Origin of the sequence: Rathayibacter sp. VKM Ac-2762 (assembly GCF_009866585.1) — a bacterium.
Lineage (GTDB): Bacteria > Actinomycetota > Actinomycetes > Actinomycetales > Microbacteriaceae > Rathayibacter.
Genome location: NZ_CP047419.1, coordinates 1,002,373 through 1,027,208, shown reverse-complemented (window position 1 = coordinate 1,027,208; position 24,836 = coordinate 1,002,373). Strand labels below are relative to the sequence as shown.

Sequence of the window (24,836 nt, the reverse complement as noted above, 5' to 3'; positions counted from 1 at the left end):
ATGCATACCGTATCGAGAACTGGAACGCCCGAACCTCGTCGGCGACGGTCCCCGCGGCTGCCGACCGCGACCGTCGTGCTCATCGGGGCGGTCCTCGCCTGGCTGAACCGGGTGGAGTGGTGGGGGTGGCTCGTCGTCGCGGCGGCCGCGGTCCTGATCGCGGCCGTCTCGAGGAGCTGGCGGCACCGGCACTGGATGCTGCGTACGGCGGCCTGGGTCGCGTCCGCAGGGCTCGTCGGAGCCGTCGCCCTCGCCGCGGGTCCTCTCCCGGCGACGCGGACGCTCGCCGGTCCGCACACCGCCCCGGTCACGACCCGGCAGGGCGACGTCGTCGGTGTGCACGACGCCGCGGCCGGGGTCGACGCCTTCGCGGGGATCCCCTACGCCGCTCCCCCGGTCGGCCCGCTGCGCTGGGAGGCGCCCCGCCCGGCCCCGCAGCGGTCGGCGACCCTCGTGGCCGACGACTTCGGCCCCTCCGCCGTTCAGCCGGAGCCGACGTTCCTCTCCCGAGCGGCGACCCGCGTGCTCGACCTGCCGCTGGAGGAGACGCTCCTCGGCGGGTACGCGACGGACGAGGACAGCCTCCGCCTGAACATCTGGACGCCGGCCGGCGGGGCGGGCGACTCCAGCCCGGTCCTCGTCTACCTCCACGGCGGCGCGTTCGTCTCGGGGTCCGGCGCCCTCCCCGCCTACGACGGCGCGGCGCTCGCCTCCCGGGGCGCGGTGGTCGTCACCGTCGCCTACCGTCTGGGCGTCCTCGGTTTCCTCGCCGGTGATGTGCTCGGCGGCGGCATCCCGGGGAATCAGGGACTGCTCGACCAGGTCGCCGCTCTGCAGTGGGTGCAGGACAACATCGCCGCTTTCGGCGGGGACCCGGGGCGGGTGACGGTCGCCGGCCAGTCCGCCGGCTCCGGCAGCGCCTGCATCCTCGGGGCCTCGCCCCTCGCGGCCGGCCTCCTCCACGGGATCATCGGCGAGAGCGGAGGATGCCTGGGGTCGGCGGGAGACCGCGAGGACGGCGACCTCTACGACGACGCCGCCACCGCACGGGAGGCGGCTGCGCGCCTGAGCGAGGCGTTCGGCGGGGCGAGCCTGGCCGAGATGCGGGCCCTGCCGGCCGAGCGCATCGTCTCGGCCGCCGCGGGCCTCTCGCAGCACTGGTGGCCCTCGATCGACGGCGTCGTCCTCCCCGACACGCCGCTCGCCGTCTACGAGGCCGGTCGGCAGAACGACGTCCCCCTCCTGCTCGGCAGCAACTCCGACGAGACCTCGCTCGATCTGCTGGGAGGCGTCGACTCGGATCCGGACGCCTACGAGCAGGAGGTGCGCCGGGAGCACGGAGACGACGCGGACCGCTTCCTCGCGCTGTACCCGGGTTCCGTCGAGGACCAGGTCGTCGACTCCCGGCTGCGCGCCGGCAGCGACCGGACGATGACCGCCCCGATGCGGCTCTGGGCGCTGACGGCCGCCCGGACCGGGCGGGCGCACGTCCACGCCTACATCTTCACGCGCACTCCCCCGGAGAGCGGACTCGAGCGGTTCGGCGCGTACCACGGCGCCGAGGTGATGTACGCGTACGGGAACCTCGGGGCGGACGGCGACGCCGACTACACGGACGTCGACCGCCGGCTCGAGCAGGAGATGACCGCGCGCTGGCTCGCGTTCGTCTCCCACGGCGATCCGGACGCCGCCGGCCGCGAGCGGTGGCCGGCCGTCCAGGAGGATCCGGACAGCGTGCTCGAGTTCGGCGACGTCGTCCGGGTCGCCGGGCGCCCGTCCCCCGACGCGGTCGACTTCTGGCTCGCGGGGACGGGCTGAGGCGGGGCGCTCCTCGCGGCGGAACCCTCCGGTCAGCGGGGAGCCTCCGCTCAGAGCTGCCCGACGAGGTGCGCCTGCCGGCCGTCGCGCGCGAAGACCGGGATGACGGCCAGCGGCGCGTCGGCGACGATCCACTGCCCGCCCTCGTGCTCGGCGCCCGTCGAGAGCTCCGTCCAGCGCGCCCCGGCGGGCAGGTAGACCCGTCGGGAGACGTCTCCGGCGTGCGTGACCGGAGCCACCAGCAGGTCTGAGCCGAAGAGGTACTGGTCGGCCAGATCCCAGGCCTCCGGGTCCCCCGGGAACTCGTGGAACACCGCGCGCAGCACGGGCTGGCCCAGCTCGTGCGCCTCCCGCATCGCCTCGCGCGTGTACGGGCGCAGGGCCTCGCGCAGATGCAGCAGGCGGGTGAGGATCGGCGTGGCCTCCTCGCCGAAGCTCCACACCTCGTTCGCGGCTCCGGTCGCGGCGCGGCGGCTCCCGTCGGCGGCCGTGACCGGGGCCGACGGCGCGCGGTCGCCGTGGAGGCGCATCACCGGGCTGAACGCGCCGAACTGGAACCAGCGCACGAGGAGCTCACGGAACTCCGGATCCGACGGGTCTCCCCCGGCGAATCCTCCGATGTCGGTCGTGAACCACGGGATCCCCGCGACGCCCATGTGGATGCCGGCCGTGATCTGGTGGCGCAGGTCCGCGAAGGTCGAGTGGATGTCGCCCGACCACACGAGCGCGCCGTAGCGCTGGCTGCCCGCCCACGCGGTGCGGACGAGGTTCACGATCGCGGTCTCCCCGCCCTCGCTCTGCCCCTCGAAGAAGCCGCGGGAGAACGCCTGCGGGTAGAGGTTGCCGACCTGGACGGCGGGGCCGGCGGCGTAGCGGTAGTTGTCGAAGTCGTAGACGCCGTACTCGGGCTCGGCCTCGTCGAGCCAGAAGAGCCGGATCCCGTGCTCGCCGTAGTTGCGCCGGCACGCCTCCCAGACGAACCTCCGGGCGGCGGGGCTCGTCGCGTCGTAGAACGCGCTCGGACCCTCGAACTGCATGTGCAGGTCCAGGCCCCGCTCGGCCTTGACGAGGAGGTTCCCCTTCTTCATCGCGATGTAGTTCTCGGACTCGACCGACACCTGCGGCCAGACCGACACCATCAGCTCGATCCCGAGCTCGCGCAGCTCGGCGACCATGGCGGACGGATCCGGCCAGAACTCCTCCTCGAAGCGGAAGTCGCCCATGTGCGGCCAGTGGAAGAAGTCGGCCACGATCACGTCCATCGGCAGGCCGCGGCGCCGGTGCTCGCGGGCGACCTCGAGCAGCTGCTCCTGGTTCCAGTAGCGCAGCTTGCACTGCCAGAAGCCGAGGCCGTGCTCGGGCATCATCGGGACGTGCCCGGTCGCGTCGGCGTAGGCCCGGGTGATGTCGGCCGGGGTCTCCCCCGCGGTCACCCAGTAGTCGAGCTGCTGGGAGGACTCGGCGGACCACTCCGTGCGGTTGGCCGCGAAAGTCGCGCGGCCGATCGCGGGGTTGTGCCAGAGGAACCCGTAGCCGCGGCTCGACAGCACGAACGGGACGCTCGACTGGGAGTTGCGGTGCGCGAGCTCGAGCGTGCAGCCCTTCAGATCGAGGATGTCCTGCTGGTACTGCCCCATCCCGTACAGCTTCTCGTCGGGGGACGTCTCGAACAGCGCGGTCAGCCGGAAGTCGCCGCCCAGGTGCGGACGCTGCTCGCGGGCGCGCAGCTTGAGCGCTCCCCCGCTCCCGAGCTCCCGGAAGAGCAGCTCCCCCCGACGGTCGTAGAAGGAGAGGGAGCAGGAGAGCTCGTGGTAGCCGGTCTGGTACCCGTAGCCCTCCTGCTGCTCGAGGACGACGGTGATGCCGCCGGCGCGCAGCGTCGCCCGCGGTCCCTCGATCGAGACCTCCGGCGCGTGGCGCTCGGGGGCGATCAGCGCCCAGTCGGTGTCGAGGACCTCCCCGGACCGGCGGGCGCGGACCCGGACGCTGTCCCTCCCCCACGGCTCGACGACGACGGTCTCGCCGTCGCCGCGCCAGACGAGGCGGTCCCCCTCGAGCGCGAACGCGTCGGTGTCCATGTGCTCCTGCTTCCTCGAGTCGGGCACGGCGCTCAGTCCTTGACCGCGCCGGCGGTGACCCCGGCGGCGACGTAGCGCTGGGCCACGATCAGCAGCACGGCGGCCGGGATGGAGGCGATCACGGCGGTCGCCATGATCCCGTTCCAGTTGGTGGTGGTCGATCCGATGTAGCGGTAGAGGCCGAGGGTGAACGGCACGATGCTGTTGCCCGAGGTGAGCGAGTTCGCGTTGAGGAAGTCGGCCCAGGCGAACAGGAACGAGAACAGGCCCGCGGTCACGATCGAGTTCCGGCTCAGGGGGATGACGATCGAGACGAAGGAGCGCCAGTTGCTCGCACCGTCGATCCGCGCGGCCTCGATCAGCTCGTCGGGGATGCCGAGCATGAAGGCCCGGAGGATGATCACCGCGAACGGCACGGAGGCGGTCGCGTCGGCGAGGATCAGGCCCGGATAGGTGTTGAGCAGCCCCAGCGCGTTGTAGATCGCGAACAGCGCGGTGACCAGGACGATCCCGGGGATCATCTGGGCGAGGAGGAACACGAACATCACGACGCCGGTCCCCCGCACCCGGAACTTCGCCATCGCGAAGGCGGCGGGCAGGGCGATCGCCAGCGTCAGGATCACGCAGCCGATCGAGATCACGAGGCTCGTGATGAGGTTCGGCAGCTGCGTCGAGAACGCCTGCACGTACCCGTCGAGCGTCGGGTCGCCGGGGAACAGGCTCGGCGGGGTCTGGATCAGGTTCTGCGGCTTGGTCAGCGAGACGTTGACCATCCAGTAGAGCGGGAAGAGGAGGAAGCCGCAGAGCACGATCGCGATGACCACGTCGATCCCGCGGCGCAGCCCTGTGGTGTGCCGGTTCATCCGAGGTCCTCCTTGCGCTGGGCGCGGATGTAGATCACGCCGAAGACGAGGGCGACGATCACGAGGATCTGGCCGGCCGCCGCTCCGACTCCGAACTGCAGGTCGGTGAAGGACTGCTCGTAGGCCCACGTCGCCAGGGTGTGCGAGCTGTTGGCCGGGCCTCCCTTGGTGAGGATCCAGATGACGTCGAACACCTTGATCGTGTAGACGAGGCCGAGGAGGAGCGTGACGGAGGTCACCGGTCGCAGCAGCGGCCAGGTGATGCTCCAGAAGGACCGCCAGCGCGAGGCGCCGTCCAGTGCCGCGGCCTCGTAGAGGCTCTCGGGGATGCCCTGCAGGCCTCCGTGCAGCAGCACCATGTTGAACGGGATGCCCAGCCAGATGTTGGCGATGATGACCGCCCACAGCGAGACGGACGGATCGGTCAGCCAGCCGACCGGCGTGCCGATCGCGGCGTTCAGGATGCCGAACTGCTGGTCGAAGATCCAGCGCCAGGCCGTCGCCGAGACGATCAGCGGCAGGAGCCACGGCAGCAGGATGAGGGAGCGGAACGTCGCCGAGAGCGGGAACCGGCGGCTGAAGAACAGCGCCAGGGCCATGCCGATCGTGAACTGGCCCACCAGCGAGACCACGGTGAAGACCACGGTGTGCCAGGCGATGCTCGCGAAGATCGGATCAGTGACGACCGTGACGTAGTTGTCGAAGCCGACGAAGGGGGCGATCCCGGTCACGAAGGACGACGGTCCGAAGTCCTGGAGGCTGAGGACGACGCCGCGGATGATCGGGTAGACGAAGAAGACGGCGAGGAAGATCACCACGGGCGCCATGAAGGCGGCGGCGGCGAGGCGGAGGTGGGAGCGGGGTCGGCGGCGGGCGGGCGGCCTGGTGGCCGCCCCGCCCGCGACCGGCGCCGTGAGCACGGCGGGGTCGGTCATGCGGCCGCTACTTCAGGCTCGCCGCGGCGTCGTCGAGGGCCGCCTGCGGCGTCTTCGAGCCGGTCAGCGACTCCTGGATCGCGGTCCAGAGCGCCTTCGAGGTGTCCGGGTAGGCGACGCCGAGGTCGCTGGTGCGTCCCTGCGCGACCGAGATGGCCTCGACCCACGGCTGGAGCGCGGGGTCCTCGGTCGCCTGCTCGGCGGCCGCGTCGGCGTACGGCATGATGTACGACTGGCCGGCCGCCCAGGCCTTCAGGCTGTCGGGCTGGATGACGCACTGCGCGAACTCCGTGGCGAGGGTCTGCTTCGCGGCGTCGGAGGCGACCACCTCGACGAACTCGCCGCCGAGCGGGCTCGGTGCCGCTCCCCCGTCCTTCGCCGGGATCGGCACGACGCCGTAGTCGATGCCCGCCTCGTCGAGGGCGGAGAGCTGCCAGGTGCCGTTGACCATCATCCCGAGCTTGCCCGCGAGGAACTGGTCGCGGACGTCCTGCTGGTTGGCGTTGACGTTCGCCTGCGAGGCCGAGCCGCTCTTCACCAGGTCGGTCCAGAGCGCGAGCGCCGAGACGGCGTCGTCGGAGGAGATGTCCTCGAGGGTCGCACCGGAGCCCCAGAAGAAGGGCAGGAACTGGAAGGTGCCCTCCTCGGTGCCGATCGCGGAGAAGCCGAGCCCGGTGACGTCGCCCGCGGTGAGGGCCTTCGCGGCGGTGGTCAGCTCGTCCCAGGTCGTCGGCGGAGTGACGCCGGCGGCCTCGAAGAGCGCCTTGTTGTAGAAGAGCGCGAGGGTGTTCGAGCCGATCGACGAGCCGTAGGTCTTCCCGTCCAGCTGGCCGGCGGCGAGCACGTTCGGGAGGACGTCGCTCGTGTCGAGCCCGGAGGCGGCGTTGTCGACGAGCAGGCCGGTGTCGGCGAACTTCGCGACGTTGGGGTTGTCGAGGACGACCAGGTTCGGCGTGGTCTTCGACGCGGCCGACTGCAGGAGCTTGGTGGTGAGGTCGGGGTCGGAGGTGCGCTCGAGGGTGATCCCGGTCGAGGCCTCGCAGCCGGCCAGGAGCTGGCCGTAGGGGGAGGACGCGTCGTACTGGGTGAAGCTGTCCCAGAGGGTGAGCGACTTCGACGAGTCGTCGCCCGCTCCCTGTGCGCTGCACGCGCTGAGGGCGACTCCGGCGATGAGGACGAGGGAGGCGGCGCCTGCGGCCCGTCGGATGCTGTTCTTCACGGTATTCCTCTCTGAATACGGTCGGGACGAGCGGAGCGCTCGCGCCGGGAAGACCCTCCGGGGGCGCCCGCTGAGGCGGTCCGTCCGGAAGTCGTGGCGAGCCTAACCGAGTCGGAGAACCGGTTCAATAGATTTCGGAGAACCGGTTCACCGATCGTCCGCGGAACGCCCCGGGCGACCCGGTCGTCGTCAGCCGCGCGCCCGCCGCCACGACGGGACGACGCCGCGGCTGGTGCCCGGGGAGAAGGGCGCGGTGGTGCCGAGGTCCACGACCACCGCGGGCAGCAGCTCCGTCACTCCCGGAGTCGCGGTGCCGGCGAGCTCGTCGAGCACCAGGTCGACCGCCCGCGAGACCATCTCGTCGCCGGGCAGGTCCACCACGGTGACCGGCTGGTCGGCGTGCCGCATCACCGCCTCCGGGGCGATGGTCATGATCGAGCAGTCCTCCGGGACGCGCAGGCCCAGGCCGCTGAGGCGCTGCAGGAACGGCTCGAGCACGCCCGGCCCGTGCGTGACCACGGCGCTCAGGCCGGGGAGCTGCTCCTGCGCCTGCTCGAACCAGTCGTCGACGTCGTCGGTGCTGGGGATGACGGCGCCCCGCACGCCGCGCAGGCGGCACTGGTCGAGGAAGCCCTCGCGGAACCGCAGGGCGAAGGCGTAGCCGCTCTCGTAGGCGTCGGGGCCCATCCCGAGGACCGCGATCTCGACGTGCCCGAGGTCGGCGAGGTGGTCGACGGCGACCCGCGCCGCGCCGTCGAAGTCGAGGTCGATCGCGCTGAACGGGCTGCCCTCGCCCGGGTAGCCGACCAGCGCGGTCGGCAGGCCGATGCTCGCGAGGACCGGCAGCCGGGGGTCGTCCCGGCGGATGTCCATCACGACGAGCGCATCGGCGAGGACGTCGCGCGCGAGCTCCCCCTCGCCCGTGCCCATCATCAGCAGGTCGAAGCCGCGGGCGCGGGCCGCGTACATCGCCGCCCGCACGAAGCGCATGAAGACGTCGACATCGGTCTGCCGCGACTCCGGATCGACGGAGGCGAAGAAGCCGAGGATGTTCGTGCGCCGCAGCGCCAGGGCCCGCGCCATCGGGTCGGGCCGGTAGCCGAGCCGCTCCACGCTCGCGAGCACGCGCAGGCGGGTCGCCTCCGGGAGCTTCTTGTTGCCGGAGAGCACGTAGGACACCGTGCTGCGGGCCACCCCCGCATCGGCCGCGACGTCGCGAATGGTCACCATGGGCTCAGCGTAGTGAGGGCCCGGCGACGGGAGGGCCCGCCGGCGACCCCCTCGACCGGCGGGCAGCAGCGTGCATACCAGGGCGGTCCGGCCGTCCCGCCGTGGGGGGAGAGCCGTCCGCCGCGAGCCGCGCGACGGCGCCGACGGACGCAGGCCGCGGACGAGCAGTCGGTCACGGTTGCGCGTGTATCGACGGGCACGTACGGTCGTCGGGTGCCTCGTCGCGAGCCGCGACGTCGGTGCGGCCGCCACACCGGCCGATCCAGCGGCTCGCGGTCACGGGGGCCCCCCGCACGGAAGACGGACTCCTGCGCTCCAGCACCGGTACTGCGTCCACGACGCAGCAGCTGCTCTCGCACTGACGTCCCCCGTGCCCGCCCCTCAGGGGCGAGCCCCTGCTCCCTCGGAGCCCGGTGGTCGTCGTGCGCCGACACCGACCACTGGAGCACCGTGCCCTCCTCGTCCCGCACCACCCCGCCCGCCGTCGTCCTCCACGACTGCACGTTCGCCTGGCCCGACGGCTCCGTCGTCCTCGACCGCGTCACCGCTGCGTTCGGACGCGGGCGCACCGGTCTCGTCGGAGCGAACGGCGCCGGCAAGTCGACCCTCGTCCGCCTCGTCACCGGCGGCCTCTCCCCCACCGCCGGGAGCGTCTCGACGACGGGACCCGTCGACCTGCTGCCCCAGCGCCTCCGGCGAGGGCCCGACGACACCGTCGCCGATCTCCTCGGGATCCGGCATCGCCTGGACGCTCTGCACGCGATCCTCCGCGGCGACGCGGATCCGCGGCACTTCGAGGTGCTCGCGGACGACTGGGACCTCGAGGCCCGAGCGCTCGCCGCACTCGGCGACGCCGGTCTCGACCTGGAGGAGGCGGACCTGCTGCGGCCGGTCGCGACCCTCTCCGGAGGGCAGGCCGTCCTCTCGGCCGTGACCGGCGTCCGGCTGCGCGGCGGGCCGATCGCCGTGCTCGACGAGCCGACGAACGACCTCGACCGGCGCTCCCGAGGGCTTCTGCTCGACCTGGTCGACCGGTGGCGCGGGACGCTCGTGCTCGTCAGCCACGACCGGGAGCTGCTCGAGCACGTCGACGAGATCGCGGAGCTGCGCGACGGGGCGGTCCGCACCTCGGGCGGGACGTTCTCGGCGTTCGAGGAGCGGCTCGCCCTCGAGCAGGCGGCCGCGGAGCGCGATCTGCGCGACGCCGACCGGCTTCTCCGCGCCGAGCGGCGGCAGCGCATCGAGGCCGAGACGACCATCGCCCGCCGGGCGCGGGCGGGGGCGCGATCGGCGGAGTCGATGCCCGCGATCCTCGCGAACGCGCGGAGAGGACGAGCCGAGGCGACCGCGGGACGGCTGCGCTCCGGGCACGGGGCCGCGGAGGCGCGGGCGCGCGAGCAGGTCGACGCAGCGTCGCGGGCAGTGCGGGAAGACGACCGGGTCCGCCTCGACCTGCCGGACCCCGGGGTCGCGGCCGGGCGCCGTCTGGCGGAGGTGACGGTGCGCGGCCGGACGACGGTGCTCCAGGGGCCGGAGCGGATCGCCGTGGTCGGCGCGAACGGGACGGGGAAGACGACCCTGCTCGAGCACCTCGTCGGGGCGCCGGGTGCGCGGGAGCATCCGCTCGCCGGCACCACGGCCCGAGCGCTGACGGAGCGGGTCGGCTGGCTCCCCCAGCGCCGCGAGGGACTCCTCGACGAGGAGGCCACCGTCCGGGAGCACGTCTCCCGGGCCGCGCCGGATCGTCCTGCGGTCGAGCTGCGGAACGCCCTCGCGCGGCTCCTGGTGCGCGGCGACGTGGTCGATCGGAGGATCGCGTCGCTCTCGGGCGGCGAGCGGTTCCGCGTCGCGCTCGCCGGGCTCGTGCTGGCGCAGCCCGCTCCGCAGCTGCTCGTGCTCGACGAGCCGACGAACGACCTCGATCTCGCCACGACCGACCACCTCGTCGACGTTCTCGCCGCCTGGCGGGGCGGCCTGGTCGTCGTCAGCCACGACGAGGCGTTCCTCGACCGGCTCGGACTCCACTCCCGAGTGGTGCTCGACCCGGAGTGACGGCTGGTCCCCCGGCCCCCGGCGGTTCTGGCCTCGACCGGGCCCCTGCCGCCGGGGAGACTGGCCGGGCCCCTCCCGCCCCCAGCGAACGGACCGACGTGCTCACCGGACTCAGCGCCTTCCCCCTCACACCGCTCCGCGACGACAGTCTCGACGAGCGGTCGTTCGCCGCTCTCGTCGAGCGGCTCGCGCGGGCGGGAGTCGACTCGATCGGCGCCCTGGGCTCGACCGGCTCGGCTCCGTACCTGGACCGCGGCGAGCGCCGGCGCGCAGCAGAGATCGCCGTCCGCGGCGCCGGCCCGGTGCCGGTCGTGGTCGGGATCGGGGCGCTGCGCACCTCGCAGGTGCTGGCGCTCGCCGAGGACGCGCAGAGCGCCGGGGCGAGCGCGGTGCTCCTGGCGCCGCTCGGCTACCAGCCGCTGACGGACGAGGACGTGCTGGGGCTCTACGAGGACGTGACGGCTCAGCTCTCGGTGCCGCTCGTCGTGTACGACAACCCCGGGACGACGCGCTTCTCCTTCTCCGACGACCTCTACGGGGCCGTCGCCCGGCTGCCGCAGGTCGCCTCCCTCAAGATCCCCGGCGTGCCGGAGGGACCGGGCGCCGCGGCGGCGCGCGTCAGCGAGATCCGGGCGCGGGTGCCGGAGGGGGTCACTGTCGGGGTCTCGGGGGACGCCGCGGGTGCGCGCGGGCTGCTCGGCGGCTGCGACGCCTGGTACTCGGTGATCGGCGGCATCTTCCCGCGGACGGCGCTGTCGATCGCCCGGGCGGCGCAGTCGGGCGACGAGGCGGCGGCGATCGCGGGATCGGCACGCCTGCAGCCCGTCTGGGACCTCTTCGCGGAGCACGGCGGCAGCTACCGCGTGGTCGCGGCGATGGCGGAGCAGCTCGGTCTCGCCGAGGCGCGCTGCCTCCCGCGTCCGGTCCGCGGGCTCGGTGCACGGGCGCGGGCCCGGGTCGCGGAGGTCCTGGCGGAGCTGGGGCCTGTGCTGGAGTGATCCGCGGGCGGGTCGGCGGGAGGACGGCTCGGGCGGCGTGGTCGTTCCGGACAGCCGGCGAGCGCGAGGAAGCTGGGAGCCTTCACACCGGGGGGCCGGACCGGTGTGGGGAAGTGCTCCCGAACGGAGCGAAAGGGTCGGAATCGGCGGGGCGGGCGATCAGGAACGGGCCTCTCCTTCGCTTCCGGAGCGCCTCGATCCGCCGCCGATGCGGTCGCCGAGCCGCCGACCGTTCCGCCCCTGCGGCGTCGTCCCTCCGCCGTCCCGCGACTGGCGCGCATCGACGGGTCGTCCGGCCGGTCCTCCGGCTACCGTTGTGGGCACACCCCCCGCCGACCCGGACCGCTCCGCCGACCTCGTCGGCCCGCGGTCCCTGCACGAGGAGCTTCCGTGTCCCCCGACGATTCCGCAGGACCCCCCTCTCGAACTCCCGGCCTCCGGCGGCGCACCGTCGTCGGCGGCGCCCTCACGGGTGCTCTCGCTCTGGGCGCGGCGACGCTCCCGGCCGCCTCCGCCTCCGCCTCCCCCGTGCCCGGCCTGCCCGGGGAGAGGACCCGCACGATCAACGTGAGGACGAAGAACCGCGGCGTGCTCTACGACGTCCTCACGGTCTCGATCGCGGGCGACCTCGCGCGGATCTTCGTGCCGCAGACGGTGAAGCCGCGGCAGGCCGCGGCGGTACCGGTGATCTGGTTCATCCACTCCGCGCAGGCCGACCACACCTCGCTGTCCAGCGTCTTCGCGTACCCGGCCGAGCTCGCCGTCGAGCGGGGCGCCATCGCGATCTGCCAGACGCTCGGCGGAACGATCTGGACCAACGACATCGCGCAGAAGCACCAGCGGAACGGCTACGCCTACCTCTCCGGCCAGTTCCCGATCGCCGCGAGCTACCTCTGGGCGATGTCGGCCGGCGGTGCGCTCGCCTGCGAGGACTACGGCGCGCGGGTCTTCCCCGGCATCAACGGCGTCTACCTGGTCAACGGCGTCTACGACCTCCGCGACACCCACGACCGCACGACGCGGGGCCGCTTCTCGATCGGCGGTGCCTTCGGCGGCAGCACCGCTCAGATCGACTCCCACAACCCGAAGCGGCTGCCCGCCTCCGCCTGGGCCGGCGCGAACATCCGCGCGGTGGTGTCCGACACGGCCCACCCGGACCCGAGCGTGCCGCCGGCACTGCACGGGCTCGCCCTCGTGAAGAAGGCGACGGCCACGGCCAGGGAGGCGACCGTCCGGACGCACGCGCTCGGCCACAACGCGCCGTCGTGGGTGAACCAGGACGGCATCGACGCGATCTTCCGCTGGCACGCCGGGCTGGCCGCCGCACCGGCGCCGTCCGCGACGCCGACCCCGACGAAGACGCCCGTCGTCCGCCCGTCCACCGCGGGCCGCTGGGACTTCGACCAGGCGGACGCCCCGTACGCGGGAGGGTCGGGGTCCCCGTTCCGCCCCCGCTGAGCGGTCAGGACGCGACGGCGTCCCTCGGGGAGCGCCGACCATCCCGGGCCCGCGGCGCGGCGATCGCGCGGGGGCGGGCCCGCCGCGCGACCGGGAGAGCACCCCTCCACGGAGCTCCGCAGCGCCCTCTTCCGGACAGGGCCGCTAGAGGACATTGTCAGCGGCGGGACGGCCGTGCCACGGTTCGAGGACGGCCGATGGGGGCCGTCCCGATCGAAGGCAGCACATGCGCTCCAGCACCGTCCCTCGTCCGCCCGCCGTCGAGGACGGCACGTCGCAGCCGCGGGATCCAGGAGCGGCGCGGCGGCTCCGGCGGGGTCTGCTCGGGCTGATCGCGGCCGTCGCGCTCCTCGTCGGCACCGCCGTTCCTCTCGCGGCGGTCGCCGCTCCGTCCGTCCCGGTCCTCGGGGTGGCGGCCTGGGGAAGCAGCACCGATGGGAAGACCTCGGTCCCGGCCGGGGTCGGGGGCGTCCTCTCCCTCGCCGCGGGTCGGACCCACAGCCTCGCCGCGAACGGCGACGGCGGGGTCGTCGCCTGGGGCCGCGGGTCGTACGGGCAGACCAGCGTCCCCGACGGTCTCACGGGGGTCGTCGCGGTCTCCGCCGGCGACTACAGCAGCCATGCGCTGAAGAGCGACGGGACCGTGGTCTCCTGGGGCTACGACGGCGACGGGCAGGTGTCGAGGAGTGCCGCGCTGACCGGGATCGTCGCGATCTCGTCCTCCCGCGACAACAGCCTCGCGCTCGGCAACGACGGCACCGTCACGTCGTGGGGCAGCAACGGGCTGGGCGAGGGCCTGGTCCCGGCCGGCCTCGGAGGCGTCACGGCCATCGCCGCGGGCCAGCGCCACAGCCTCGCCGTGTCCGGCGGGAGGGTGGTCGCCTGGGGCTGGGACCTCTACGGGCAGACCGACGTCCCCGCGGGGCTTGAGGGCGTGGTGGCCGTCGCGGCGGGAGAGACCCACAGCCTCGCGCTGAAGGAGGACGGCACCGTCGTCGCCTGGGGCGCGAGCTCCGACTCGGTCGTCGTCGACTACGGCCAGACCACGGTGCCGGAAGGCCTGTCCGGGGTCGTGGCGATCGCCGCCGCGTCCGACTACAGCCTCGCGCTGAAGGGCGACGGCACGATCGTCGGCTGGGGCCGGAGCTCGGCCGGGCAGCTGCAGTTCCCCGCCGGCCTCGCCGGCACGACGGCTCTCGCCGCCGGACCCGATCACGTGCTCGCCCGGGGCCCGCGTCCGGTCCTGACGGCGGATGCTCCTCCCGCGTCCGGGCCGCTCGGAGCGGCCGCCTCGTACACCTTCGCGGCCGACCGCCCCGCCTCGTTCGCGGTCGCCTCCGGCTCCCTCCCCGACGGCCTGTCCCTCAGCGCGTCCGGGGTCCTCTCCGGCACGCCGACGACCGCGGGCACGTCCACCTTCGCCGTCTCCGCGCGGAACCCCTTCGGCGCCACCGTCGGGGCCCCGCACACGTTCGCCGTGGCGGAGACGACGGTCGCGCCGACCCTGGCCGGCGACCCGCCCGCCGCGACGGTGGGCACCCCGTACGACTTCGACTACAGCGTGACGGGCACACCGGCGCCGACGGTCTCGCTCGTCTCCGGAACGCTCCCCGCCGGCCTGAGCCTCGATGATCGTGGCGGCCTGACCGGAACGCCGACGACCGCCGGCCGCTCCACCTTCACCCTGCGGGCTTCAAACGCTGCGGGGAGCGCGGAGACCACCAGCACCGTCGTCGTCTCCCCCGCCGCCGCTGCACCGGCGATCTCCGGCACCCCCGGGCCGGGCGTCGTCGGCACCCCCTACGACTTCGGCTACACCGTCTCCGGCTTCCCCGCGCCGTCGGTGGCCGTCTCCTCCGGTGCGCTCCCGTCCGGCCTCACCCTGACTCCGGCCGGGCGCCTGACCGGGACTCCGTCCGCGCCGGGCACCTTCACGTTCACGCTGGCGGCCCGCGCCGGCACCGCCTCCGCGGAGACCACCAGCACCGTCACCGTCTCGTCGCCGACGGTCGCGCCGACCCTCTCCGGGACGGTCGCGGCCGGCGTCGTCGGCTCGGCCTACGACTTCCGCTACGCGGTGAGCGGCACGCCCGCTCCGTCGGTCTCCCTGGTCTCCGGCGCACTGCCCGCCGGACTCACCCTCGACGCGACCGGGCGCCTCTCCGGGACGCCGACCACGGCCGGGACCACCACCTTCAGCATCCAGGCCGCGAACTCGGCGGGCACGGCTCGGGCGACGAGCACGCTGACGGTCTCCCCGAAGCAGGTCGCGACGAAGGCCGATCTGCGCGTCGACCTCTCCGGCCCGGCCTCGGCGGTGAAGGGGAGGACGCTCACCTACACCCTCATCACGACGAACGCCGGTCCGGCTGCGTCTGGGTCGGTCTTCTCGCAGGTCGTCCTGCCCGCGGGTGTGCAGTTCGTCTCGGCGACAGGCTCGTACACCAGGGTCGGGAACGTCGTGGTGTTCCAGCGGGCCGGCCTGGCGGACGGGCGGACCGTGTCGGAGAAGATCACGGTGAGGGCGGCTGTCTCCGGCACGGCGACCGCGCTGGCGGCGGCGTTCTCGACGAAGACGCCCGACCCGTCCATCCGCAGCAACGCGGACACGGCGAGCACGACGATCCGCTGACCGCGGGAGCGTGACGGCGGGCGGTCCCTCGCGGGCCGCCCGCCGTTCTCGATGCGGGAGCGTCGAGGTCCGCCGCGTCCGCGCCTCGTCTTCGACCGCTAGCCGGCCCGAGGGCGGTAGAAGCGCACGACCGGGAGGGCAGCCGTCGGAGCCTCGCGCACGACGATCTCGAGGCGCTGGACCAGGGCCGGGACGGTCGGCGTGGTCTCGAGCCGGCACTCGAGCTCTCCGTCGCGGCCCGGCAGGAGGAAGGCCGCCTGCGCCGCGGAGGCGCTCCAGAGCAGCCGCTCCACCAGCGGCCTCGCGGTCGGGTCCTCGGCGAGCCCGCCGATCTCCGCGATCGCCGTGGCGAGGCGGCGGGCGCGCACGTCGGCCGGCACATCGCTCAGCAGGTTGGGGCTGAACAGGGCGCCGCTGCCCGGCTCCCCCGCCCGGGTGAGGTCTCCCGCGACGATCGCGGCCTCGACGGCGGCGGCCGCGGCGAGCGTCGACGGGAGGAGGGTGATGGTCCGCGCCGGAGGAGCGGTGTCCTCGAGGGCGGCGCGGAGGAGTCCCGTCGCGGCGGCGGCGAGCTTCGCCCCGTTCGCGGTCGCGAAGACCACGGCCCCCAGGCCCGACTCCAGATGCCAGCGCATGTTCGACGACCAGCCCGGCAGGCCGCCGGAGTGGTGGGCGATCCCGCCGAAGCGGACGTCGTGCTCGACGACGAGGCCGAACCCGTAGGCGGAGCCGTCGAGCGTGCTCTCGACGGCGCGAGGGCTCAGCGCGGGGACCGGCGTCCAGCCGCGCTGCATCTCGCGGCGGGAGGCGCGGCTCAGCACCGGGTCGTCGTCCGCGCCGTCCTCGCCCTCGAACGCGGAGGAGAGCCAGCCGCTCCAGCGGGCGATGTCGCCGACCGTGCTGAACATGCTCGCGGCGCAGGCGCCCGCTCCGGTGCCGGTGACGGGGCGGGGCACCCAGGTCGCTCCGTCGTCGAAGGTGCTGAAGCCGGCCGCCAGGTCTGTGCCGTCGGGGTAGTCGCCGCTGTCGTAGCGGGTGTCGTGGAGGCCGAGCGGCTCGAGGATCGTCCGCGTCGCGAAGGACGGGAAGTCCTCCTCGGTCACGTTCTCGACGAGCACGCCGAGCAGCCAGAAGCCGATGTTGGAGTACTGGTAGACCTCACCCGGCCGCTCCGTGAAGGTCAGCCCGCGGCCGACGACCTCGAGGAACTCCTCCCGCGTCAGAGCCATGACGTCGTCGGCCCAGCCGTTGTCCTCCGGGAGCCCCGAGCAGTTGCTGAGGAGCATCCTGACCGTCACGGGCAGCGGCCGGCCCGCGGTGTCGAGCGGGTCGGTGAACTCCGGCACGTGGTCGGCGACGCGGTCGTCGAGGCGGAGCAGCCCGCGGTCGCGCAGGATCAGCACCGCCGCCGCCTCGAAGCTCTTCGACATGGAGGCGATGCGGTGCACGGTCCCGGGCCCGGGAGCGTCGCCGTCGAGGCGGTGCTTCCCGCGGCCGTGGTGGACGAGCAGCCCGCTGCGGTCGAACAGGGCCCAGCTCACCGAGGGGGCCGGCGGCGCCTCCTCGTCGAACCACCGGGCCAGCCGGTCCTGGAGCGGCGGGGAGAGGAGCGTCGGCCGAGGGAGCGTCATGCCCTCATCCTCCCGCACGCGGCACAGGCCGCCGCGTTCCCGCGGGTCACCGCGGGAGGACGCCGTCGGGGCTCAGCCAGTCCGGGCGGCTCCCCTCGACCGCGTCCAGGACGTCCTCCTGCGTGCCGGTAGCCGTTCTCCGCGGCGACGATGATCCGGTCGTCGACGGGAGCGGAGGGACCCGCCGTGCATCCGGCGAGCATCCCGATCAGCAGCACTCCCCCGGCGATGCGCGCCCCTCTCGAACCCGTCCGCCCGCTGTCGAGCGTCGCGGCGACGGCCGCTCCGGCGGGCTGACGGGTCCCGGCGAGAGCCCGAGCGACCGCCGGCACCTGCGAGCCGGACGAGGAACTTCTCAGGTCCTCTTGCGTGTCGGAGGCGCGGGAACCTAGTTTTGTCGAACCGGTTCGAAGCACTGTTGCTCCGACCCCGGACCGACGCCCGCCGTCGTCCGGCCGGCTGTCCCCACAGAAAGTGACCAGCGTGACAACGATGTCCTCCCCGAGGCGCGGCACCCGCTCCCTCGCCCTCGCGCTGAGTGCCGCGACACTCGCCGCCCTCGCCGTCGCTCTCCCGAGCGCCGAGTCCGCCTCCGCGGCCGACACCACCGTCCCCGCCGACGCGCTCATCCTCCAGTACGACTTCGAGCAGGGGCAGGTGTCAGGATCCACGGTCGCCGACCTCTCGCCGAAGAAGCTCGACGGCACCGTCGTCAACAGCGCGAGAGCGACGTACGTCGCGGGTCGGAAGGCCGGTACGACCGCGATCGACCTTCCCGGGGGCGCGGCGGACTCGACCTCCGCGCCGTACCTGACCGTGCCGAACGGGCTCTTCCAGGGCGTGACGCAGACCACCGTCTCCGCCTGGACGAAGTGGTCCGGCACCGGAGGCTTCCAGTGGCTGTGGTGCCTGGGCATCAGCCCCGACGCCGCGTCGGCCTTCGCTCCGTCGTTCGACGGCGGCAGCGCCCGCGCGATCATCAAGCAGCTGAAGGACGGCGGTGAGACCGGGGTCTCCAGCTCCTCGCCGCTGCAGAAGGACCAGTGGGTCAACGTCACCGCGACGATGGACGGCACGACCGTGACCCTGTACCTCAACGGTCTGCAGGTCGCGACGGCTCCCGCCTCCGTCGATCTCGCGAAGCAGCTCTACTCCGCCTCCGCCTCCAAGAGCGGCAACATCGGCCGGGCGCTCTGGAACGTGCACCCCTACTTCGACGGAGCGATCGACGACTTCCGCGTCTACGACCGGGCTCTGACCGCCGCTCAGGTCCGGGGTCTGGCGGGCGACGCCGCGCCGGCCGTCACCGGCGTTCTCTCGACGAGCGTCGCGGTCACCACCGGCATCGGCGTCGCGCCGGCCCTGCCGGGGGTCCCCGCCACCTACTCCGACGGCGTGAACCGCGACGCCCCGGTCACCTGGGAGAGCGTCCCCGCCTCCGCGTACGCGAAGCGCGGCACCTTCACCGTGAAGGGCACCGTCACCGGCCTCGGCACCGCGGTCACGGCGACCGTCACGGTGCGCGCCCTCGACGAGATGACCATCGACCTCGGCACGAGCACCGGCGAGTTCATGGGCGGCGCGTCCGGCACCCTCTACGGGGTCTACGGCGAGGGCCTCCCCTCCGACAACCTCCTCGAGGGGATCGACCTGCGCACGGTCTCGACCAAGGCGCAGGACGGGCCGCAGCATCCGGGCGCCGACGCGCTCAGCGTCGCGAAGGCCGTCGCCGACACCTCGGACGGCGACACCTACATCTACATGACGGACATCTACCGCGGCTTCCCCTACGAGTGGCCGGGCAGCACTCCCCAGGAGAAGCTGGCCGACTACCAGGCGAAGATCGCCACGCAGGTCGACCAGGTGCTCGCGCTCCCCGAGGAGTACCAGGACAACATCGTGTTCGTGCCGTTCAACGAGCCCGAGGGCAACATGTTCGGCAACGGGAAGTGGAGCTACGACGGGAAGAGCTGGCTGGAGGACCCGACCGCGTTCTTCGCGGCCTGGGACAGCACCTACGCGCTGATCCGCGACAGGATGCCCGACGCCCGCATCGCCGGACCGAACACCAGCGTCCTCTACGACCAGGTCCGCGGATTCATGACCCACACGCTCGAGCAGGACACCGTCCCCGACGTGATGACCTGGCACGAGCTGAGCGCCCCGGGTGAGATCCGCACCAACGTCGACCGCTTCCGGGCCTGGGAGGACGAGCTGTACGCGGGCACGTCCTACGCCGGGAAGCACCTGCCGGTGAACCTCAACGAGTACGCCTTCAACTACCACACCTCCGTGCCCGGCCAGATGGTCCAGTGGATCAGCGCGCTCGAGGACAAGAAGGTCGACGGCGACATCGCCTACTGGAACATCGACGGCAACCTCTCCGACTCCGCGGTGCAGGCCAACCGCGCCAACGGCCAGTGGTGGCTCCTCAACGCCTACGCATCGATGACCGGCGACACCGTCGCGGTCACGCCGCCCAAGCCCGGCCAGAGCTACACCCTCCAGGGCGTCGCGACCCTCGACACCGCGGCCAAGCAGGCGAGAGCCCTCTTCGGAGGCGTCGGCGGCTCGCAGAAGGTCGCGTTCGAGCGCATCCCGGCCGCCACCTTCGGCTCGGAGGTCCACGTGGAGGTCAGCGAGATCCGCTGGACCGGCCAGGTCGGCGACTCGGGAGCCCCGCAGACGGTGAAGGAGTTCGACGCGTCCGTCGTGGACGGCGCCCTCTCGCTCGACTTCGGCGGATCCCTCCCCGCACTCGACGTCGACTCCGCCTACGAGGTCGTCCTGACCCCGGGCGCCAACGCGTCGTCGCCGTCCGCCTCGCCCGTCGACTTCCGCCAGAAGTACGAGGCCGAGGACGCCCGCTACACCGGATCGCGGAATCTCAACGGACCCGAGGGCTCGCCGACCAACGTCGGCGGCTTCTACACCTCGGGCGGACGCAACGTCGGCGGGATCCGCACCGGCGGCGACCTGAAGCTCGACTTCGCGGTCACCGTCCCGAAGGACGGCGAGTACGACCTCAGCGTCTTCGCCAACTCCCTCAACACCTACGCCGCCAACGCCCAGCAGGGTCCGATCAACGCGTTCCTGAGCGTCGACGGCGCTGCGGAGCAGGAGATCCTCCTTCCGCTGGCCTACAAGTTCGTGGTCTGGGACCACGCGGACACGAAGGTGAAGCTGACCGCCGGCACCCACACGATCTCGCTCGCCGCGAAGAACCTCGCCGGCACGAAGTCGACCGTGGGCGACGCGATCGTCGACAAGATCGAGCTCTCCCTCCCCAGCGCGGCCGCCGCGACCTCGATCCACGAGGCCGAGACCGGCACGCTCGAGAACGGAGCGACGGCCGACTACTCCCGCGCCGGCGTCTCCGGCTCGGGCACGGCGACGCTCACCAGCGGCGCCTCCACCACCGTCTGGGGCTACTCCGCGAAGGACGCGCCGTCCTCCGTGACGGTGGACACCCTGGGCGGCGGCACCGGCGACCTCTACGTCAACGACGTGAAGGTCGGGCCGGTGGGCGCGAGCTCGACCCGCCAGGTCTTCCTCTCGGGCGGCGTGAACAAGATCGAGGTCGTCGGCACGAGCGGCACGCTCCTCGTCGATCGGATCGTCGTCGGAGCGAGCGCGAACCCGCCCGCGACGACGAGCTACGAGGCGGAGGCGGCCACGATCACCGGCCCCGCCACGGTCCGCGACCTGTCCTTCGCGTCGGGCGGCAAGGCCGTCGGGAACATCGGCGGCGGACGCGACGGCGACTCGACCCTGACCTTCGGCGACGTGAAGGCCGAGCAGGACGGGACCTACGCGCTCACGCTGCGCTACTCCAACGAGGAGCAGTCCCCCGCGACGCACTACAACCCCGACCCGCTCGCCCGCCACGCGGACATCACGGTCAACGGAGTGACGCAGCGCGTGCTCTTCCCGCACACGTTCCACCAGAACCAGCTGTGGGACCTGAGCGTGCCGGTCACGCTCAGGAAGGGCTCGAACACCATCGCGATCACCTCGAAGGAGCTCCCGGGGTTCGACGGGACGACCTACCTCTCCGACACCTTCCCCGGCGTCCTGCTCACCTCGCAGTACGCGCCCAACATCGACAGGATCTCGGTCACGCCCTTCGTCGGGCGGACCACGAGCCTGACGGTGACCGGCACGGCGGCCTCGCGCTGCACCGCGGGGAAGGTCACGATCACGGGGACGGCGACCAACACCAGCGCGGTCGCCGCTGACATCACGATCGGCTCGGCCTGGGGCACGAAGACCTTCACCGGGGTCGCTCCCGGCAAGACGGTCTCGGCCGCCTTCAGCACCCGCGCTGCGAGCGTCGGAGCCGGCGCTCTCGACGTGCGGATCGCGGGGACGGTCGACGGCGCTGCCGCGAGCGGATCCACGGCACCGGCCTACGGTGCGGCGCGCTGCGGCTGATCCGTCCAGAACGCCCTCTACGCGGCCGGGCACCTCGTGCGCCCGGCCGCGTCGGCGTGTCGTCGGGACCGGACGTGGACGAGCGCGCCGTGGACGAGCAGAGCGCCGGAGTCGCAGCGTCCGGTCCTCGGGCCGGGGACGCGGCGCCCGAGTTGCATGCGCCGCGCCGCACTGCCACTCTCGACACGGTTCGAGCGGGGGTGGAGATGGCCACGATCGGAGACGTCGCGAAAGCGGCAGGGGTCTCTCGCAGCACGGTGTCGTACGTCCTCTCCGGCAAGCGCAGCATCTCCCCCGAGACGCGCAAGCGCATCGAGGACGCGATCGCCGAGCTCGACTTCACCGTCAACGCCGGAGCACGGGCGCTCGCGACGCGCCGCACCATGGCGCTGGGACTGCTCGTCCACTTCGACCCGGACGAGTTCGCGCCCGCGATGGTCGAGTACGTGCTCCCCATCACGGCCCGCGCCCGCGAGCTCGGCTACGACGTGCTGCTGGCCACCGAGGCCGACGGGGCGGCTGCCGTCCGCCGGCTCACGGGCTCCGGGCAGGTCGACGGACTGATCCTCCTGAGCGTCGCGGACGACGACGACCGGCTGCCCGTTCTGCGCGCCTCGCGGCGGCCCGGTGCCGCCCTCGGCGTGCCCGCGGACGCCTCCGGGGTGGACGTCTTCGACCTCGATTTCGGCGACGCGGCCCGCCTTCTGATCGAGCACCTGGGCGCCCTCGGGCATCGGAGCATCGGTCTCATCACTCCTCCTGAGCGCGTCTTCGACCGCGGGGGCACCTATGGGCTCCGGTTCCGCGAGTCGGCTCTCGAGACCGCCGGTCGGCTCGGGATCGAGCTGGTGCTGCGCCCGGCCGCCACCGCTGCCGACGCCGTCGAGCCGATGGTCACGGCGTTCCTCGACGACAACCCCGGTCTCACGGCGCTGGTCGTCCACAGCGACCGGACCATCGCGATGCTTCCCGCGATCCTGGGCCGACGCGCTGTCGCTGTGCCCGGGCAGCTGTCCATCGTGAGCCTGTACTCGGCCGAGTTCGCCCGCGACTTCTCGCTCCCCTACAGCTACGTCGAGACGGGTGCCGCCGAGCTTGGCGCGCACTTGGTCGACACGCTCGTCGAGCGGATCGAGCAGCCGTCCCGCGGCGAGGAGCCGTCGATCCGCCTCCTGCCCGCGCGTCTCGTCGACCGCGGGAGCGCCCGCGCGGTCTGAGGACCGCTCCGGAGCCCCCGAGGCCCTGTCAGAATCGCGAGGCGACCTCGTAGAGGACCTCGTCGTCGCCCGCGTAGACGCCGTCGCGCCGCGGCCAGTGCGCGATCACGTCCGTGAAGCCGAGCTCCTCCGCCCGGCCGGCCATGTCCTCGAACCGGGCGACGCTCTCGAGGGAGTAGTCGCTCCCGGAGTCGAGCGAGAGGTGGCGCTCGACGGTGCGCGGGTCGCGCCCGGCCGCCTCGAGCGCCGCGTCGAGCCGCCGGGAGAGGGACGCGACCGCCCGCCACCACTCCTCGCTCGACACTCCCTCCGGGCCGGTGGTGACCCAGCCCTGCCCGCGCTCGGCGACGAGCGCGAGGCCCTTCGGCCCGTTCGCGGCGAGGACGAACGGGACGCGGGGGTGCTGCACGGGCTCGCCCACCATCCGCGCCGAGCGGGCGGTGAACCACTCCCCCTCGAGGTCCACGCCGCTCGAGCCGGGCTCCTCGAAGCGCAGCAGCGCGTCGAGGGCCGTGACGAACTCGGTGAAGCGCTCGTGCCGCTGCCGGGGCGAGTAGTCGGGCTGCCCGAGCACGCGCGCGTCGAAGCCCGTGCCGCCCGAGCCGACCCCGAGGATCGTCCGACCGCCCGAGATCTCGTCCAGCGTCGCGATCTCCTTCGCGAACGGCACCGGGTGGCGGAAGTTCGGGGAGGCCACGAACGTGCCCAGGCGGAGCGTCTCGGTCACCATCGCGGCAGCGGTGAGGGTGGGGACGGTCGCGTGCCACGGCTGGTCGGCGAGGGAGCGCCAGGAGAGGTGGTCGTAGGTCCACGCGTGGTCGAAGCCCAGGCCCTCGGCCGACTGCCACTTCCGGCGGGCCTCGGCCCACGGGTCCTGCGGGAGGATGACGATGCCGTGTCGCATCGTCCGAGTGTACGAGCGCCGTCGGGTCAGAGCGCGGCGGGCGGCACCGGGGGTGGATCGGGCACCTCGTCCACGACCGAGCGCGGGACCATCAGGGTCGGCATCCGCACGCGCAGGCGCAGCGGTTCCCGCTCCGACGCGCCGAGCAGCTCGCGGGCGGCGCTCCGCACCTGCCGGGCCAGCGCCGGGTGCACGGCCCTCGGATCCTCGAACGCGGCGACCAGCTCGCGCAGCACTCGGGTGGTGCTCCGCGGGTCGCCGTCCTGCCTGGGCATCGGATCGGCCCCTCACTCTCGGCACGGCCGTCAGGGTCCCGGCGGTGCAGCGGATGTCTCGCGCCGACGGTAGGGCCGGGGACGGCGCCGTGGCACTGAGGTTGACAACGGGAGGACCCGGCGGATCGCGGTGCGCGGGGTGCGATCCGGGCGAGGGCGGTCCTGCTGGGGATCGACGGCCACCGCCGGGAGAACCCGCTTCCACGATCGCGCCCGTCCGGTCGCGGCTACTCTCGGGGCGTGATCACGACGACGGAGCGGGTGGACGACTGGGTCGAGGGCTGGTGCCGGGCACGCGGCGTGCAGCGCGTCCGCGAGGACGGGGCATGGCTGGTCGATGTCGGAGCGGAGTCGCGCACGCGGGAGCGGATCCTGGTCGATCCGTCGCCCTCCGCGCTGCAGGCGGGCGCCGAGCGGGTGGCCGGGCCCCGGGAGTGGCTGACGGTCATCGGCCTGGGCGACGACGCCCGCCTCGCGCCCGCCGCCGGGCTGGAGCTCGTCGCGGGCGACGAGAGCCTGATGGCGGCGCTCCTCGGCCCGGGCCGCACCGCCGAGGGTGCCCTGCTCGAGGGAGCCGTGCTCGAGGCCGCCGACGGAGTGGCGAGCGTCCGGCTGCTGGTCGACGGAGTCGTCGCCGCTCAGGGCACCGCCGCCGTGCACGGGACGGTCGCGGTCCTGGACCGGATCGAGACCGATGCGCGGTTCCGCCGACGCGGGCTGGGACGGCGGGTCGTCGACGCCCTCACCGCCTGGGCCCGGTCCGAGGGCGCACGGAACGGTCTCCTCGTCGCCAGCACGGACGGCCGCGCCCTCTACCTCACCCTCGGCTGGGAGGTGGTCGCGCCGGTGCGCATCTGGCGCGGGGCCGCACTCCGAGATCCGGGACAGGGCTGCGCGGCCGCCGGCCGATGGATTCCCGATCCGCCCCTCCGGAAGCGCACGTCCGCGTGAGTGCGGAATCCCGCGCAGCGGACACAGGCGGCGGAGAACGGCGGAGCAGCAGTGGAGCGGCCGCCCGCAGATCCGAATTCAGCCGATAAAATCATCCTCGAAAGAGGGACACCGGCTATTGCTCACACGGCCTTGTCCGAG

At 73.2% G+C, this 24,836-nt stretch carries 16 protein-coding genes; 8 read left to right on the top strand and 8 right to left on the bottom strand.

From position 1 onward, the window contains the following. Positions 1 to 75: 75 nt before the first annotated feature. Positions 76 to 1,818, top strand: coding sequence for a carboxylesterase family protein (locus GTU71_RS04845; protein WP_208543610.1), 1,743 nt, complete (start codon positions 76 to 78; stop codon positions 1,816 to 1,818). A gap of 50 nt (positions 1,819 to 1,868) precedes the next feature. Here GTU71_RS04845 and GTU71_RS04840 read toward each other — a convergent pair whose 3' ends face one another. The 5 genes from GTU71_RS04840 to GTU71_RS04820 form a co-directional block, all read right to left on the bottom strand. After that, positions 1,869 to 3,923 (bottom strand): TIM-barrel domain-containing protein, encoded by a 2,055-nt coding sequence (locus GTU71_RS04840; protein WP_244230641.1) that lies wholly within the window; start codon positions 3,921 to 3,923, stop codon positions 1,869 to 1,871. Between the two features lie 5 nt (positions 3,924 to 3,928). Next, the gene (locus tag GTU71_RS04835; RefSeq protein WP_104222044.1) at positions 3,929 to 4,759 is read right to left on the bottom strand and encodes a carbohydrate ABC transporter permease; all 831 of its coding nucleotides are present in this window, start codon (positions 4,757 to 4,759) and stop codon (positions 3,929 to 3,931) included. Then, on the bottom strand, positions 4,756 to 5,694 hold the full coding sequence (locus GTU71_RS04830) for a sugar ABC transporter permease (protein ID WP_104225253.1): 939 nt from the start codon (positions 5,692 to 5,694) through the stop codon (positions 4,756 to 4,758). Before GTU71_RS04830 ends, GTU71_RS04835 begins: the two co-directional genes overlap by 4 nt. Before the next feature lie 7 nt (positions 5,695 to 5,701). Further along, a complete protein-coding gene (locus tag GTU71_RS04825) occupies positions 5,702 to 6,913 on the bottom strand; it encodes an extracellular solute-binding protein (RefSeq protein ID WP_104222048.1) in 1,212 nt (403 codons plus the stop codon). 189 nt (positions 6,914 to 7,102) lie between these two features. Beyond that, entirely contained in the window at positions 7,103 to 8,143 is a 1,041-nt protein-coding gene (locus GTU71_RS04820; protein ID WP_104222050.1) for a LacI family DNA-binding transcriptional regulator, read from the bottom strand. 450 nt (positions 8,144 to 8,593) lie between these two features. On the opposite strand from GTU71_RS04820, the gene GTU71_RS04815 reads away from it, so the two are divergent. The 4 genes from GTU71_RS04815 (at position 8,594) to GTU71_RS04800 (ending at position 15,283) form a co-directional block, all read left to right on the top strand. Next, positions 8,594 to 10,195 (top strand): ATP-binding cassette domain-containing protein, encoded by a 1,602-nt coding sequence (locus tag GTU71_RS04815; protein WP_159939409.1) that lies wholly within the window; start codon positions 8,594 to 8,596, stop codon positions 10,193 to 10,195. A gap of 98 nt (positions 10,196 to 10,293) precedes the next feature. Further along, on the top strand, positions 10,294 to 11,193 hold the full coding sequence (locus GTU71_RS04810) for a dihydrodipicolinate synthase family protein (RefSeq protein ID WP_159939408.1): 900 nt from the start codon (positions 10,294 to 10,296) through the stop codon (positions 11,191 to 11,193). A 390-nt stretch (positions 11,194 to 11,583) separates the two neighbouring features. Then, positions 11,584 to 12,651: a hypothetical protein gene (locus tag GTU71_RS04805; RefSeq protein ID WP_159939407.1), complete on the top strand. Its 1,068-nt coding sequence runs from the start codon at positions 11,584 to 11,586 to the stop codon at positions 12,649 to 12,651. Between the two features lie 226 nt (positions 12,652 to 12,877). Beyond that, positions 12,878 to 15,283: a putative Ig domain-containing protein gene (locus GTU71_RS04800; RefSeq protein ID WP_159939406.1), complete on the top strand. Its 2,406-nt coding sequence runs from the start codon at positions 12,878 to 12,880 to the stop codon at positions 15,281 to 15,283. 98 nt (positions 15,284 to 15,381) lie between these two features. Here GTU71_RS04800 and GTU71_RS04795 read toward each other — a convergent pair whose 3' ends face one another. After that, entirely contained in the window at positions 15,382 to 16,914 is a 1,533-nt protein-coding gene (locus tag GTU71_RS04795; RefSeq protein WP_159939405.1) for a serine hydrolase domain-containing protein, read from the bottom strand. Between the two features lie 492 nt (positions 16,915 to 17,406). Between GTU71_RS04795 and GTU71_RS04790 the strand changes: the two genes are divergently transcribed. Further along, a complete protein-coding gene (locus GTU71_RS04790; RefSeq protein WP_159939404.1) occupies positions 17,407 to 21,348 on the top strand; it encodes a LamG-like jellyroll fold domain-containing protein in 3,942 nt (1,313 codons plus the stop codon). Positions 21,349 to 21,554: 206 nt separating this feature from the next. Further along, positions 21,555 to 22,565 carry a LacI family DNA-binding transcriptional regulator gene (locus tag GTU71_RS04785; RefSeq protein WP_159939403.1) on the top strand — a complete coding sequence of 337 codons (1,011 nt, stop codon included), beginning with the start codon at positions 21,555 to 21,557 and terminating at the stop codon, positions 22,563 to 22,565. A 28-nt stretch (positions 22,566 to 22,593) separates the two neighbouring features. Here the strand turns inward: GTU71_RS04785 and GTU71_RS04780 are convergent, their stop codons facing one another. Together GTU71_RS04780 and GTU71_RS04775 are read right to left on the bottom strand one after the other, a co-directional pair. Beyond that, entirely contained in the window at positions 22,594 to 23,469 is an 876-nt protein-coding gene (locus GTU71_RS04780) for an LLM class flavin-dependent oxidoreductase (RefSeq protein ID WP_104222066.1), read from the bottom strand. Positions 23,470 to 23,495: 26 nt separating this feature from the next. Further along, a complete protein-coding gene (locus GTU71_RS04775; RefSeq protein WP_146079249.1) occupies positions 23,496 to 23,744 on the bottom strand; it encodes a hypothetical protein in 249 nt (82 codons plus the stop codon). Between the two features lie 240 nt (positions 23,745 to 23,984). Between GTU71_RS04775 and GTU71_RS16265 the strand changes: the two genes are divergently transcribed. Beyond that, the gene (locus tag GTU71_RS16265) at positions 23,985 to 24,695 is read left to right on the top strand and encodes a GNAT family N-acetyltransferase (protein WP_208543609.1); all 711 of its coding nucleotides are present in this window, start codon (positions 23,985 to 23,987) and stop codon (positions 24,693 to 24,695) included. Positions 24,696 to 24,836: the final 141 nt, after the last annotated feature.